This is a genomic window from Streptomyces sp. NPDC048383 (assembly GCF_040651775.1).
In the GTDB taxonomy this organism is placed as follows: Bacteria; Actinomycetota; Actinomycetes; order Streptomycetales; family Streptomycetaceae; genus Streptomyces.
Genome location: NZ_JBEZKS010000001.1, coordinates 367838 through 379617 on the forward strand (window position 1 = coordinate 367838; position 11780 = coordinate 379617).

Annotated in this window: 15 protein-coding genes; 3 read left to right on the plus strand and 12 right to left on the minus strand. The window is 72.8% G+C overall.

Annotation, left to right across the window (positions count from 1 at the left end):
- Nucleotides 1-20: 20 nt before the first annotated feature.
- Nucleotides 21-848, minus strand: a complete 828-nt coding sequence (locus AB0D46_RS01730) for a hypothetical protein (protein ID WP_362875247.1) — start codon at nucleotides 846-848, stop codon at nucleotides 21-23.
- Nucleotides 849-1043: 195 nt separating this feature from the next.
- Between AB0D46_RS01730 and AB0D46_RS01735 the strand changes: the two genes are divergently transcribed.
- Complete coding sequence (locus tag AB0D46_RS01735) at nucleotides 1044-1454, plus strand: hypothetical protein (protein ID WP_362875248.1); 411 nt, start codon at nucleotides 1044-1046, stop codon at nucleotides 1452-1454.
- Between the two features lie 210 nt (nucleotides 1455-1664).
- Here AB0D46_RS01735 and AB0D46_RS01740 read toward each other — a convergent pair whose 3' ends face one another.
- From AB0D46_RS01740 to AB0D46_RS01765, 6 genes are all read right to left on the minus strand, one after another.
- The gene (locus tag AB0D46_RS01740) at nucleotides 1665-1841 is read right to left on the minus strand and encodes a hypothetical protein (RefSeq protein WP_362875249.1); all 177 of its coding nucleotides are present in this window, start codon (nucleotides 1839-1841) and stop codon (nucleotides 1665-1667) included.
- 57 nt (nucleotides 1842-1898) lie between these two features.
- Nucleotides 1899-2249, minus strand: a complete 351-nt coding sequence (locus tag AB0D46_RS01745) for a hypothetical protein (protein ID WP_362875250.1) — start codon at nucleotides 2247-2249, stop codon at nucleotides 1899-1901.
- A gap of 236 nt (nucleotides 2250-2485) precedes the next feature.
- Entirely contained in the window at nucleotides 2486-3577 is a 1092-nt protein-coding gene (locus AB0D46_RS01750) for a helix-turn-helix domain-containing protein (RefSeq protein ID WP_362875251.1), read from the minus strand.
- 52 nt (nucleotides 3578-3629) lie between these two features.
- The gene (locus tag AB0D46_RS01755) at nucleotides 3630-3875 is read right to left on the minus strand and encodes a hypothetical protein (protein ID WP_362875252.1); all 246 of its coding nucleotides are present in this window, start codon (nucleotides 3873-3875) and stop codon (nucleotides 3630-3632) included.
- A gap of 87 nt (nucleotides 3876-3962) precedes the next feature.
- Complete coding sequence (locus AB0D46_RS01760) at nucleotides 3963-4718, minus strand: CbtA family protein (RefSeq protein WP_362875253.1); 756 nt, start codon at nucleotides 4716-4718, stop codon at nucleotides 3963-3965.
- Nucleotides 4719-4816: 98 nt separating this feature from the next.
- A complete protein-coding gene (locus AB0D46_RS01765) occupies nucleotides 4817-5032 on the minus strand; it encodes a CbtB-domain containing protein (protein WP_356873467.1) in 216 nt (71 codons plus the stop codon).
- 239 nt (nucleotides 5033-5271) lie between these two features.
- Here AB0D46_RS01765 and AB0D46_RS01770 point away from each other — a divergent pair, with 239 nt between their 5' ends.
- Entirely contained in the window at nucleotides 5272-5742 is a 471-nt protein-coding gene (locus AB0D46_RS01770) for a histidine phosphatase family protein (RefSeq protein WP_362875254.1), read from the plus strand.
- Nucleotides 5743-5880: 138 nt separating this feature from the next.
- Here the strand turns inward: AB0D46_RS01770 and pucL are convergent, their stop codons facing one another.
- A complete protein-coding gene (gene pucL, locus AB0D46_RS01775) occupies nucleotides 5881-6798 on the minus strand; it encodes a factor-independent urate hydroxylase (protein ID WP_362875255.1) in 918 nt (305 codons plus the stop codon).
- A 282-nt stretch (nucleotides 6799-7080) separates the two neighbouring features.
- The gene (locus AB0D46_RS01780) at nucleotides 7081-8430 is read right to left on the minus strand and encodes an aspartate aminotransferase family protein (protein ID WP_362875256.1); all 1350 of its coding nucleotides are present in this window, start codon (nucleotides 8428-8430) and stop codon (nucleotides 7081-7083) included.
- Between the two features lie 304 nt (nucleotides 8431-8734).
- Here AB0D46_RS01780 and AB0D46_RS01785 point away from each other — a divergent pair, with 304 nt between their 5' ends.
- Nucleotides 8735-9154, plus strand: a complete 420-nt coding sequence (locus tag AB0D46_RS01785) for an ATP-binding protein (protein WP_362875257.1) — start codon at nucleotides 8735-8737, stop codon at nucleotides 9152-9154.
- Between the two features lie 61 nt (nucleotides 9155-9215).
- Here the strand turns inward: AB0D46_RS01785 and AB0D46_RS01790 are convergent, their stop codons facing one another.
- From AB0D46_RS01790 to AB0D46_RS01800, 3 genes are all read right to left on the minus strand, one after another.
- Complete coding sequence (locus AB0D46_RS01790) at nucleotides 9216-10013, minus strand: SigB/SigF/SigG family RNA polymerase sigma factor (protein ID WP_362875258.1); 798 nt, start codon at nucleotides 10011-10013, stop codon at nucleotides 9216-9218.
- 188 nt (nucleotides 10014-10201) lie between these two features.
- Nucleotides 10202-11083, minus strand: a complete 882-nt coding sequence (locus AB0D46_RS01795) for a PaaX family transcriptional regulator C-terminal domain-containing protein (RefSeq protein WP_362875259.1) — start codon at nucleotides 11081-11083, stop codon at nucleotides 10202-10204.
- Nucleotides 11080-11688, minus strand: coding sequence for a GNAT family N-acetyltransferase (locus tag AB0D46_RS01800; protein WP_362875260.1), 609 nt, complete (start codon nucleotides 11686-11688; stop codon nucleotides 11080-11082). The genes AB0D46_RS01795 and AB0D46_RS01800 overlap by 4 nt, the downstream gene beginning before the upstream one ends.
- Between the last annotated feature and the right edge of the window lie 92 nt (nucleotides 11689-11780).

Sequence of the window (11780 nt, forward strand, 5' to 3'; positions counted from 1 at the left end):
AGGATGGGTACCTTCCGAGCTTATGGGGTGCGGCGGAGCCGGCCGGCCAGCCAGGCGCCGAGCGCCGCGGCGAGGCCGACGGCGAGCACGACCCAGGCGGTGGTCCGCAGGTAGGCGGTGAGCGCGTCGTAGACCGCGGCGGCGGCGGGCCGGTCAACGTCGGTCGGCAGGTCGTCGAGGGCGAGCCGGCGGCACAGGGTCACCGTGATCCACAGCAGTCCGGCCCCGACGGCGAGCCCGATCCCGGTGGCGAGGACGGCACGCCGGCGCCGCACTGCGACGGCGATGGCCGCCGCGGCGAGCGCCAGGGTCAGCAGGGGCAGCCAGACTCCCGCGATCTGGAGCATGTGGAAGCCCTTCCGGAGCGCGCCGAGGTTGTCGTACTCCATGACCTTCACGGACAGGTGGGTTTCCGGGATGCGGTCGGCGAAGGGCACGCCGTCCCCGACCAGTTCGCTCTTGACCTGGGCGATCACGGGGGCGAGGTCGATGGTGAGGGCGTCGCCGTGGCCGGTGGTGAGGGCGTCGAGGAAGGCCGCGTGGGCGGCGCGGTTCGCGGCGTCCCAGGCCGTCCGGTAGGCGGGGGTGCCGGCGAAGGAGCGCAGGGCCTCCCCGATCAGTTCGTCGACCGTGTCCTGGAAGGGGCCGGCGTCGATCTGACCGGCGAGGGCGCGGCCCGCCTGGGTGACGACGACTCCCTGGACGGCGGGGTCCTCGGCGAGCGGGGACATCGCCGCGGTGTACCGGTCGGCGTTCCCCAACTCGTGATCGGCCCAGTACGCGACGGCGCTCGCGGGCACGAGCAGGGTCACGAGGACGATGAGGGCCGCCGACAGGAAGGTGCGCACGTCACCAGGGAAAGGCGGGGCGCGCGGCGGCGCCACCGCTGCTGCTGCGACCGGGTGGGACCGGCCGGCGGCGCCGGCCCGTCCACGGCCGGGACCGGGCCCCGCCTGCGTCCTCACCCACCGCCGGGACGGGTGATCCACTTGCCGGGCGGGGGTGGCGGGTGTGCTCTGGAGGATGGAAGAGAGGAGCCCGTCATGGCACATGCGGCACCTACCGTCTCCCGGCGGCGCCGACCGGCGAGGTCGGCCGACGCACACCACGCGAGCAGGAGCGCGCTGCTCCGCCCGTTGCTGGCCGGCCTCGTCTACGGGGTGTGGGCGGCGTTCATCAAGCGCCAGATGGGCCCGGTCGACGCGGGCAACGTCTTCTACGGGATCCTGTGCGGAGTCCTCTTCGCCGCGATCATGTTCGCCCTGGCCCGGGTGGGTCCCCGGCTGAGGCGCGAGGTGCACGCCGCCGCGTACGGCGTCTTCGGCGGTGTCGCCGCCGGCTACCTGCACAGCCTGACCAACGAATCGGTGCTCCGCGCGACCGGTGTCGGGTTGGCGGTCGGCGTGGGCGTGGGGCTCGTGGCGTTCTACCGCTACTACACGCGAGAACCCTGACCGGACCCGCGCGGACCTCGGCCCCCGAATCGTCCTTTCGACGGACGCCTCCTCGGCCGCGCGCACGAAGCGGTGCGCGCCACCGCGGCCGGACACTGGGGGCGGCGCCGGTTCCCTGCCCGTGGTCGAACCTCACGTGACCACTGCTGCACGCCGAGGGCATGGGAACCGGCGCCACCCCGTGTCCTGTCCGGGGCGTGTCCCCGGGCGCTACGCGGCCGTGTCGGGCGTTCCCGCCCCCACGGCCGCCGGGTGTTCGCTCTCGGCCTCGGGCTCGGTGGTCACGGCCTGCGGCGCGGGGCGTTCCGGCGTGCGGGCCGGCGGGGTGAAGCGGGCCGCCTCGGCGCGGAGCATGGCGTTCAGAGCGGCGTACGGGTCGATGGGCATGGCGGAACCTCACGGTGTTCGAAGGGGGTGTGGGGGTCGCTCTGCTGCTCGGTCCGCTCAGCAGCGCAGGACCACACTCCGTACGACGATCAGTGAGGTGACCGGCCCGACAGGCTCGTACGAGGTCACGCGGGAGGGCGAGCCCGGGTGTTTCACGTGAAACACCCTCGGGGGCAGCTGCCGTACGGACGGCAGCGCGCGGGTCGGGGCCCGCAGGGCGGCGCGGGCCTCGGGGTCCGAGGCCGGATCCGACTGCCCCTCGGTGGGTTCGACCGGGGCGGAGGAGGCGGGCCGGATCTCGGCGACCGTCGCGGCCGCCGGACCGGCACCGAACAGGCACAACAGCACGACGCAGGCCACTGTCAGGGCCCTGGCCGCCACTGTCCGTGCGAATCGCGCACCGCTCATGCCCGGCTTTGTGCCCCGACACACCGGTGAACTCCCCACCGGAGCCCCAGAAGCCCCCGACCGGAGGACGAAGACCCCTCCGTCGGCAGACAGACGACCGCGCGCACCCGCCCCAGGGCCCGAACCGGCCCACCCCCGAACCTGCCCCACCCCCGGAGCCGGCCGGCACCCCGACCGGCCGGCCACCGCGCCGCCCGGGAGCCGGAGCCGGGGCCGAGGTCCGCTCCGGCAGCCCCCTAGAACGCCTGGGCCGGCCAGTCCAGCAACCGGGCCCCGATCGCCGCCGTCTGGAGGGTGTAGCGGTCCACCGGATCCCCGGGGTCGGAGCCCGTCAGCCGGTGGATCCGCTCCAGCCGGTACGTCAGCGCCCGCACGCTCAGGCTCAGCCGCCGGGCCGCCTCGGCCGCCACGCATCCGGAGTCGAAGTACACGGTGAGCGTGTCGAGCAGGGGCCCGGCCCCGCCCCGGCCCGCCTGGAGCGGGCCCAGCACGCTGAGCACCAGGTCGGCCATCGCGGCCCGGTCCCGGGCCAGCACGGGGAAGACCAGCAGGTCGGCCGAGCGCAGCACCGGCCCTTCGAGGCCGAGCCGGTCCGCGAGGTCGAGGGCGCCGAGGGCTTCCTCGTACGAGGTCACGACCCCGCCCGCGCCCGGATGGGGCCGGCCGATGCCGACGAGGCCGTGGGTGGCGGCCGTCGCGTAGGCCTGCTTGGCGAAGTGGGCCAGGACGTCGTCCTGGTCGCCGGGGGCCACGCAGATCAGCATCCCGTCCTTGGTGGCGAGGAGGAAGGTCCGGTTGCCGAACCGCCCGGTCAGGGCAAGGTCCACCTGCCGGATCGCCGGGCCCGTGTCCTCGTACGTCTCGGGGCCCCGGGCGACCGCGACGGCGTGCTCGTGGGACAGGTGCAGGCCGAAGCGGGCGGCGCGTTCGCTGAGCCGGCCGAGGTCGCTGCGTCCGAGCAGCAGGTCGTCGATGAACTCGCGCCGCGCGGCCTCCTCCTGGCGGATCGCCAGGCGCTGCGCCCGCTCGTGCCCCTCGGCGAAGGCGTCGACGGTCTGTTCCACCGCCGCCAGCAGGTGGTTCGGGGTGAGCCGGCCGCCGAGCACCGTCCGGGTGGCGGCGAGATGGGCGCCGACCAGGCCGCGCAGCCCGTACCCGGCTTCGGCCGCCTTCTCGCCGAGCGCCCGACGGGCGTCCAGTTCGTCCCGTCCGGGGCGCCGCCCGGTCGCCGCGACGCCTTCCAGGATCCGTACGTACCCGCTCAGGTACTCCTCGGGTATGTCCTGCCCTGACGTCACACCAGCCCCCGCGTTCGTTCGAAACCCCATTCTCACCCGCCGGCCGGTGGCCTCGGGGTCGCCCCGGGGAGAGCGCGACGGCTCACACCACGACGAAAAACACCGCCGCCGCCCCCATCAGGGCGGCGGCGAGGTGCATGGCGGAGTGGCCGTGGTCGCCGTACCAGAGCTGGCGGGCGAGGCCGCCGAGCGCGGCCAGGACGGTGATGACGCCGATCTGGGCGAGCAGGGTGACGGCCGTGAAGGGGGCGAGGAGCAGGAGTAACGAGTTCAGCCAGAACGGCGTGGCGCCGGACCAACCCCGCCATTCCCAGATCGCGGCATGCATGTCCCGGCTCCCACCCTCAACACGTTCGGCACGCGCGCTCAGGCACCCGTCGCACCAACCGCACCACGGGTGTCACGCGTGACTTCCTCAACTCATCGGCTGTACAGCCTCCTTGGCAGTGGCGGCGGGGGCAAGAGCGCGGTCGACCAGAAAAGCGAAGACCAGACCGAAGGTGGCCCACAGGGTGGTCTGGATGGCGAGCGAGGCCAGCCTGAACTCCCAGATCAGCGCGGCCGGGAAACCATCCGGCACCTCGTTGACGCCGGGCAGCAGGGCGTACGACAGGGCGACGGCCGCGACGAAGGCGAGCGAACCGACGACCGAGGCGTTCCAGTTGCCGAGCCGGGACGCCAGGCGCCGGCCCAGGAGCAGCGCGCCCGCCGCGAGGAGCGCGCTCAGGGCGATCATCAGCAGATGGAGGGCGGTGCGTGGGGCGGCGGTGTCGGGATCCCCGACGGCCGGCGGGTTGGCGGGGTACTTCAGGAACGGCACCAGCGTCACGGTGACGAAGAGGGCGCCGGTGACCAGGGCGGACGTGGCCCGGGGCCCGAAGCGGCCGACGCGGCCGAGCGCGAAGCAGAAGACGAGCGCGGCGATGCCGCCGAGGGCGACGGCGAACAGCAGCACGCCGGTGCCCAGGCCGGCCGTGGCCTGGAGGGCCCGGCTGACCGGGGGTTCGTCGCCGTGGTCGTGGCCGACGGCAGCGCCGGCCTCTTCGATGGCGATCGCCGCGTCCACCTTGGACTCACCGAGGAGGTAGGCGACGAGGAAGGCGGCGACACCGGCCAACAGACCGGCGACCATGCCCCGGACGAGCAGGACACGGGGGGAGACGGTGTTCACATGGGTTCCCTTGCGCGGATGCGGACGTCACGAATACGCACGTCGCGAACGCGAACGCGAACGCGGGCATCGCGAACGCGGACGAGCGGTCGGCGGGATCAGTGGCAGGGGAAACCGAGGAGGTGACGCCCGTCGTGCAGCCACTCGTGGATCGTCTCGCCCTCGAAGAGGGCCGTCGCGCCCTGCTCGACGCCGACGAAGTACAGCAGCACCAGGGTCAGTACGCCCGCGAAGACGGCCCAGGGGGCCAGCGCGGAGAGGGAGATGGGGGTGATGGCGGCGGGAGCCGTCGTGGGCACGGCGGAGTGGGCCATGGCAGAACCTCCTGGGGAACACGCGTCCCGGTCAGTGGTGCTCGCGACGAAGGCGGCGGGTCTGACTTCCCTTCCCGGCGTGCGGGAGCGGGTTCACAGTGGCGCGACCGTGCCGGATTCTCACCGTGCTTCCGTCGTACCTTCGTCATGTCGTCCGAGAACGTACCGCGCGGGTGGATCGAGCGCCACGGCGCACGCACACCGTCCCGCGCCCTGGTCCCGAGCCCTACGCTCCCCCCATGTCGTCCGTACGCCTGCACCTGACCACCCCGCCGCGCGAACCCGACGCCGGCCGGGCCCGGTTCGGGTACGGGGACCCCTGCCCCGGCCACGAGGGCCTGGCGGGACCCGCGACGGGGGCGTGGGCGGGCCGCACCCTCGACGAGGTCGCCGCCGAGGACCCCGAGGCCGTCCGGCGCTGGCTGACCGACCCGGAGTACGCGCCGCCGGGCGGCGGGGAGTCGGTGACCGCGCTGATCGCCCGCACGGGGGCCCACCTGGCCGCGCTGGCCCCCGGCACGCACCGCGCGGTCGCCGCGCAGGCCGTCGTACGAGCGGCCGTGGTCGCGGCGCTTGAACTGCCGCCGGCCGCCTTCTGGCGGCTCGACGTCCGACCGGCGACGGTCACCACCCTCAGCGGCCGCGCGGGCCGCTGGAACCTGCTGCTGGGCGCGCCGGAAGCGGAGCCGCCCGCCGCGGAGCCCGCGTAGGACGGCTCGACCGCCCGGGACGGCTGGACCACCCGGGACGGCTCGACCGCCCGGCACAGTACGACGGCCCGGACCCCGCGACGCGGTCCGGGCCGTACCGACGGCGCTGCCAGGTGGTCACCAGGCCGGCCGGAGGAGTCAGGCGACGATCCAGTCGGACGTCGCGATCACCGGCTGCACGCCGTCACGGTGGATGGTGCCCTCGATGAGGCCGTACATCCGGTCCGCCGCGAAGTACACCTCGTTGTCGTTCTTGAGGCCGAAGGGCTCCAGGTCGACGAGGAAGTGGTGCTTGTTGGGGAGGTTCAGCCGGACCTCGTTGACCTTCGGGCAGTTGTCGAGCACCCGCTCGGCCATCTGGTTCAGCGTCTGCTGGAGCGAGTACGAGTAGGTCTCGGCGAAGGCTTCCAGCATGTGCTTGCGGACCTTCTTGTACGACCGGTCCCAGTCGTACTCCGGGTCGTCGGCGGCGAGCGCGGAATGCGCCCAGCGCGAGGTGACCTTGGTCGCCAGGATGCGGTCGTACGCCTCCTGCAGGGTCGTGTACTTGTCCTTGATGTAGCCGTGGAACTCGGAGTTCGTCGAGTTCATCACCGTCAGGTCCTTGAGGCCCGAGATGACCTGGAGGCCGCTGGTCTCGCTGTAGGTGATCTGCGCGGTGCGCACTTCCTGGCCCTTGAGGACGAAGGAGTGCTGCTCCTTGCGCGTCGGGACCGGGATCCGCTCCCAGGCGTACTCCTCGATGCGGATCTGTGCCCCGCGGATCGGCTGCTGCGAGGAGACGAAGTGCTTGGCGAGCAGGATGCCGAAGGCCTCGGGGGAGGCGATGCCGTGCTCCTTGCCGAAGGCGTACACCGTGTTCTTGGTGGTGTCGGTCGGCAGGCAGTTGGCGTTGTCGCCGGTCAGGTGGACGTCGCGGAACTCACCGCGGAGCGCGACCGAGACGTTGAGGTCGCGGATCTCGTGCCAGGAACCGTCGCTGCCCTTGCGGGTGACCTTGACGATGCGGTTCTCGGCCTTGCCGTACTGGTTCTGGGCCAGGACGTGCTTGCTCATGCTGTCTTCCTTCGGGTCTCGGGAACACGGAGTCCGGTTTTCTGGATCCCGTACGCCCGGCGTCCAGCGCCCGCCCGCGAAGGACGTCCCGCTCCCCGCCGTTCGGCCCGGAGGGGCCGCCCCGGGACTGACGTGCATCCCGGTCCGTAGGTGCTTGGGCCCGCAATGTGTCGCTCGTTGCGGTTCCTGCACGGATTGCAGCATGTGTACGACGGTTCAACCACCGTACGAATCATCCGAACACCAGCACCCACGGGTTGGGCGACCCTACAATTTCGCAGGTCAGGCCGTATGCGCGTCGGCCACGGTCAGCGCCTCGTCGAGGATCGCGAGGCCCTTCGCGACGTCCTGCGCGGAGATGTTGCAGGGCGGGGCGATGTGGATCCGGTTGCCGGCGATCAGCGGCCACAGGCCGCCCTTCTTGCAGGCCGCCCCGAACTCCGCCATCGGCGCGTTGTCGCCGCCGGAGGCGTTGTACGGGACGAGCGGCTCGCGCGTCTCCCGGTCGCGGACGAGTTCCAGGGCCCAGAAGGTGCCCGCGCCCCGGACCTCGCCGACCGAGGGGTGCCGCTCGGCGAGCGCCCGCAGGCCCGGGCCCAGCAGCTCCGAGCCGGTCCGGGCGGACTGCTCGACGATGCCCTCCTCCACCATCGTGTTGACCGTGGCGACGGCCGCGGCGCAGGCCAGGACGTGTCCCGAGTACGTCAGACCGCCCGGGTAGGGCCGACGGGCGAAGGTCTCGGCGATGGCGGCGGAGATGGCGACCCCGCCGAGGGGCACGTAGCCGCTGGTGATGCCCTTGGCGAAGCAGAGGAGGTCGGGGATGACGTCCCAGTGGTCGGCGGCGAACCACGTCCCGGTGCGTCCGAAGCCGACCATGATCTCGTCGAGGATGAACACGATCCCGTAGCGGTCGCAGAGCGCGCGGACGCCGGCGAGGTAGCCGGGCGGCGGGACGAGCACGCCGGGGGCGCCGCCGACGGTCTCCAGGATGATCGCGGCGATGGACTGCGGGCCCTCGAAGACGATGGTGTCCTCCAGGTGGCGCAGGGCGCGCTCGCTCTCCTCGGTCTCGTTCGCCGAGTGGAACGGCGAGCGGTACAGGAAGGGCCCCCAGAAGTGCACGACGCCGGCGGTCGCGCCGTCGTTGCCGAAGCGGCGGGCGTCGCCGGTCAGGTTGATCGCCGTGGAGGTGGCGCCGTGGTACGAGCGGTACGCGGACAGCACCTTGGGCCGGCCGGTGTGCAGCCGGGCCATCCGTACGGCGTTCTCGACGGCCTCGGCGCCCGCGTTCGTGAAGAAGATCTTGTCGAGGTCGCCCGGGGTGCGTTCGGCGATCAACCGGGCCGCTTCCGAGCGGACGTCCACGGCGAAGCCGGGGGCGACGGTGCACAGCTTGCCGGCCTGCTCGGCGATGGCGGCGGCCACCTTGGGGTGCTGGTAGCCGATGTTGGTGTAGACGAGCGCGCTGGAGAAGTCGAGGTAGCGGTTGCCCTGGTAGTCCCAGAAGTAGGAGCCCTCGGCTCCGGCCACGGCGAGCGGGTCGATGAGCTCCTGCGCCGACCAGGAATGGAAGACGTGCTTCCGGTCGGCGTCTTTCACGGTGGCGAGAGCGTCGGCTGCTGCGTTCATATATCGAGGGTAGTTGTCCAGGATGTGGACCCGGGGGCAACTGCGGCCCGGCGCGGCCGGAGGACGGCGACAGCGCGGGCGGGCCCGGATCGACGCGGTCGCCCGCGCGGCCCCGCGAAGCCGTCACGGGGCCTGCGGCGTGTCCCGTTCGTACCGACTTGGGGCCCGTTTTCGGGCTCCATTTCTGCCGGGGGCCGGTACGCCGTATGTTCCGGTCGTGTCCAGGTGGGGGAAAGAATGGGATTGTCCGAGGCAGGGCCGGGTAGGTGCGGCGCCGAGGGGCAGGTCGGAGACGGGAGAGCCTGTGGCTGAGCAGACGCGGAGGCTCGTCCTGGGCGGCGCGACGACCGGGGTGGTCACCCGATGCCGGGACTTCACCCGGCGCGCACTCGACGACTGGCTGTGGCCGCCGTACGCGGAGGAAACCGAGGACGCGCTCCTCCTGGTGTCCGAGGCCGTGACGAACGCCTGCCTGCATGCGGGCGGACCCCGGGAACTGGTCCTGCGCCACGGCCCGGGCCGACTGCGGGTCGAGGTCAGCGACGACAGCCCCGAACCGCCGAGCCCCCGGCCGGCCGAGAGCCGCTCGCGGCCCGGCGGGCACGGGCTCGTGCTGCTGGGACGCCTCGCGAAGGGCTGGGGTTGGGAACCCTCGGCGGACGGCCGGGCCGGCAAGACGGTCTGGCTGGAGGTCACGGCACCGCAGGCGGCACCCGAGGCGTAACCGCAAGGACGCCCGCCCCCGAGCGGGGGCGGGCGTCCTTGTCGGCGCGGTGGGCGCGGCCTCAGGCGTCCGTGAGGAGGCCGGAGCGCAGACGGTTCAAGGTGCGGTTCAGCAACCGGGACACGTGCATCTGGGACAGTCCCAGCCGGGCGCCGATCTCGGACTGCGTGAGCTCCTGCCCGAACCTCAGCGTCAGCAGCGCGCGCTCCCGGTCCGGCAGGCCGGCCAGGATCGGTTTGAGGGACTCCAGGCACTCGATGGTGTCGTACGCGGCCTCCTCCTCGCCGAGCGAGGCCCGCTCGGCGACCGGGTCGCGCTCGGTGTCCTCGGGCGCCGGCGCGTCCAGCGAGCGGGCGGAGTAGGCGCGGGCCGCCTTCTGGCCCTCCGAGAACTCCTCCGGCGTGACGTGCAGCTGCTCGGCCATCTCGGCGTCCGTGGGTTCACGGCCGAGGTCCTGTTCGAGGGCGTCATGCGCCTTGGCGGAGTCGATGCGCAGCTCCTGGAGCCGGCGGGGCACCTTCACCGCCCAGCTGGTGTCCCGGAAGAACCGCTTGATCTCGCCGGTGATCGTCGGCATCGCGAAGGTGGTGAACTCGACCCCTCGGTCGGGGTCGAACCGGTTGATCGCCTTGATCAGCCCGATCGTGCCGACCTGGATGATGTCCTCCATCGGCTCGCTGCGGCCGCGGAAGCGCCGGGCGGCGTACTTCACGAGGCTCAGGTTCAGCTCGACGAGGGTGTTGCGGACGTACGAGTACTCGGACGACCCCTCCTGAAGCGTGGCCAACCTGCGGAACAGGGCCACCGAGAGGGATCGGGCCTCGTGCGTGGCGACGTCGGTGAGGTCGGTGTGGTCCATCACTCTGCGCTCCTCCGAGGGGGTTGTCCCGGATCGGGGCCCGTGGGCGTACTGGGCTGCCATCCAGGTGGATATACCCGGATCAAACGCGACATACCCGCATGTTTCTTCGAAGGTGGGGCCGGTTTCACGTGAAACACGGTCCTGACCAGCGAAGGAGGGCACGAAGGAGCGCACGAAGAAGCGACTTACCCGGGATCGGCCACCGCCTCGGCGTACAGCCGGAAGAGGCGTGGGCCGTCCGGCGCCGTCGCCGACCGCAGCCGGGACCAGGCCGCTGCCGCCGCCGCGCGGCCGGTCGCTCCTGGCCAGGGGGCGGGCAGCAGCTCGGGCGGCAGCAGCGGATCCGGGCCCAGGGCCTCGGAGAAGGCCGCTGCCAGGGTCACCGCGTGGGCGAGGCCGTCCCCCGGGCCTTCGGCGAGGGCGCGCAGGGTCTCGTACCGCCGCGCGATCGCGTCCAGCGGCCACAGTCGCGCCGCGAGCTCCTCCGGAGCGACGATCCCGCCCACCGCGAGGTCCCGGCTGGTCAGGCAGGTCAGCCCGGCGGTGACGCCCAGCTCCGCCGCGCGGGCCCGTACGTAGGGGCCGACCTCGTTCGGGGTGGCGTACAGCCCGCCCTGGACGGGAGCCGCCCCGAGGGAGGTCAAGGTGTCCCGCAGCGCGTCCCTGGCGCCCCGCACCGCTTCCGGGACGGCGAACGCGAACAGGTGCCAGGTCCCGTCCCACGGCTCCAGCCCCGCGTCCTGCCGGTAGGCGTGCCGGACGAACTCCACCTCCGGGACCAGGGGCGGGCCGGCCGCCCCCGCCCCCGCCGTGCCCGTGAGTCGCAGGACGCCCCGTCGGCCCCGGCCCTCCTGGGTGAAGCGCCCCTCGGCGGCGAGCCGCTTCACGCACAGCCGGACCTGCTGATCGCTCATGCCGAGTGCGCCGGCGACCTCGTAGAGCTCCCCGGCGTCCACGGAGCCGTCCTCGCGGACCAGGGCGTGCACCACCAGTCGGGTGGGAATCGCCGGCGCCTGCGCGGGGGCCTCGGGAGCGTCCTTCGGCTCCGCCGGGCGTGACGTGCTCATCGGGTCGCCACCGCCTTGTGCATCGTCGTCACCGCTCCGAACCCCAGGACGTGCCGCAGCCACGGGGTGCGCCGCACCTGGACGGGCCGGAAGCCGCGCCGCTCGTACAGGGCGCGGGCGCGCGGGTTCTCGGCGATCACGTCCAGCCGGATCCGTCGGCAACCCTGCTCGACCGCCACCTCCTCGACCCCGTCGAGGAGCAGCCCGCCGATGCCGCGCCCCCGCGCCGCGGGGTCCACCGCGATGCCGTCCATGACCAGCTCGCCGCGGGCCGGGGTGCGCTCCAGCAGGGCCAGCAGGAACACCCGGTACAGGCCCCTGACCTGCCCGTACCGCGCCCTGACGGCCGCCGCGTCGCCGCCGACGAGGCCGCGCCCGGCGAGCTGGTAGCCGGCCACGCCCAGGACCCCGCCGGCCTCGTCCACCGCCGTGAGGGCGCGGTCCCGGTGCAGGTGGGAGGCGATGAACCGGCGCCCCTCCGGGGCGGGGCCCAAGGCCGCGCCCAGCTTCCGGTCGAAGGCCTCCCAGTACAGCTCGGCCACCCGCTCCTCGGCGCCCTCGGGCACCCCGCGCCGCACTTCGATGCGTCCGCTCCCGTTCGTCATGAGGACAAGCCTAGTACGTTCATTGACGTTACGATCGTTTTTGAAATGATAGAAATATCGTTGGAACAACCGAGCGGACCGAACCCGGTCGA

What these genes read in the sequence shown, in the direction of transcription:
- AB0D46_RS01735 (WP_362875248.1), top strand. Translation starts at nt 1,044, where the DNA reads ATGGCACATGCGGCACCTACCGTCTCCCGGCGGCGCCGACCGGCGAGG.
- AB0D46_RS01740 (WP_362875249.1), bottom strand. Translation starts at nt 1,841, where the DNA reads ATGCCCATCGACCCGTACGCCGCTCTGAACGCCATGCTCCGCGCCGAG.
- AB0D46_RS01745 (WP_362875250.1), bottom strand. Translation starts at nt 2,249, where the DNA reads ATGAGCGGTGCGCGATTCGCACGGACAGTGGCGGCCAGGGCCCTGACA.
- AB0D46_RS01750 (WP_362875251.1), bottom strand. Translation starts at nt 3,577, where the DNA reads ATGGGGTTTCGAACGAACGCGGGGGCTGGTGTGACGTCAGGGCAGGAC.
- AB0D46_RS01755 (WP_362875252.1), bottom strand. Translation starts at nt 3,875, where the DNA reads ATGCATGCCGCGATCTGGGAATGGCGGGGTTGGTCCGGCGCCACGCCG.
- AB0D46_RS01765 (WP_356873467.1), bottom strand. Translation starts at nt 5,032, where the DNA reads ATGGCCCACTCCGCCGTGCCCACGACGGCTCCCGCCGCCATCACCCCC.
- AB0D46_RS01770 (WP_362875254.1), top strand. Translation starts at nt 5,272, where the DNA reads ATGTCGTCCGTACGCCTGCACCTGACCACCCCGCCGCGCGAACCCGAC.
- pucL (WP_362875255.1), bottom strand. Translation starts at nt 6,798, where the DNA reads ATGAGCAAGCACGTCCTGGCCCAGAACCAGTACGGCAAGGCCGAGAAC.
- AB0D46_RS01780 (WP_362875256.1), bottom strand. Translation starts at nt 8,430, where the DNA reads ATGAACGCAGCAGCCGACGCTCTCGCCACCGTGAAAGACGCCGACCGG.
- AB0D46_RS01790 (WP_362875258.1), bottom strand. Translation starts at nt 10,013, where the DNA reads ATGGACCACACCGACCTCACCGACGTCGCCACGCACGAGGCCCGATCC.
- AB0D46_RS01795 (WP_362875259.1), bottom strand. Translation starts at nt 11,083, where the DNA reads ATGAGCACGTCACGCCCGGCGGAGCCGAAGGACGCTCCCGAGGCCCCC.
- AB0D46_RS01800 (WP_362875260.1), bottom strand. Translation starts at nt 11,688, where the DNA reads ATGACGAACGGGAGCGGACGCATCGAAGTGCGGCGCGGGGTGCCCGAG.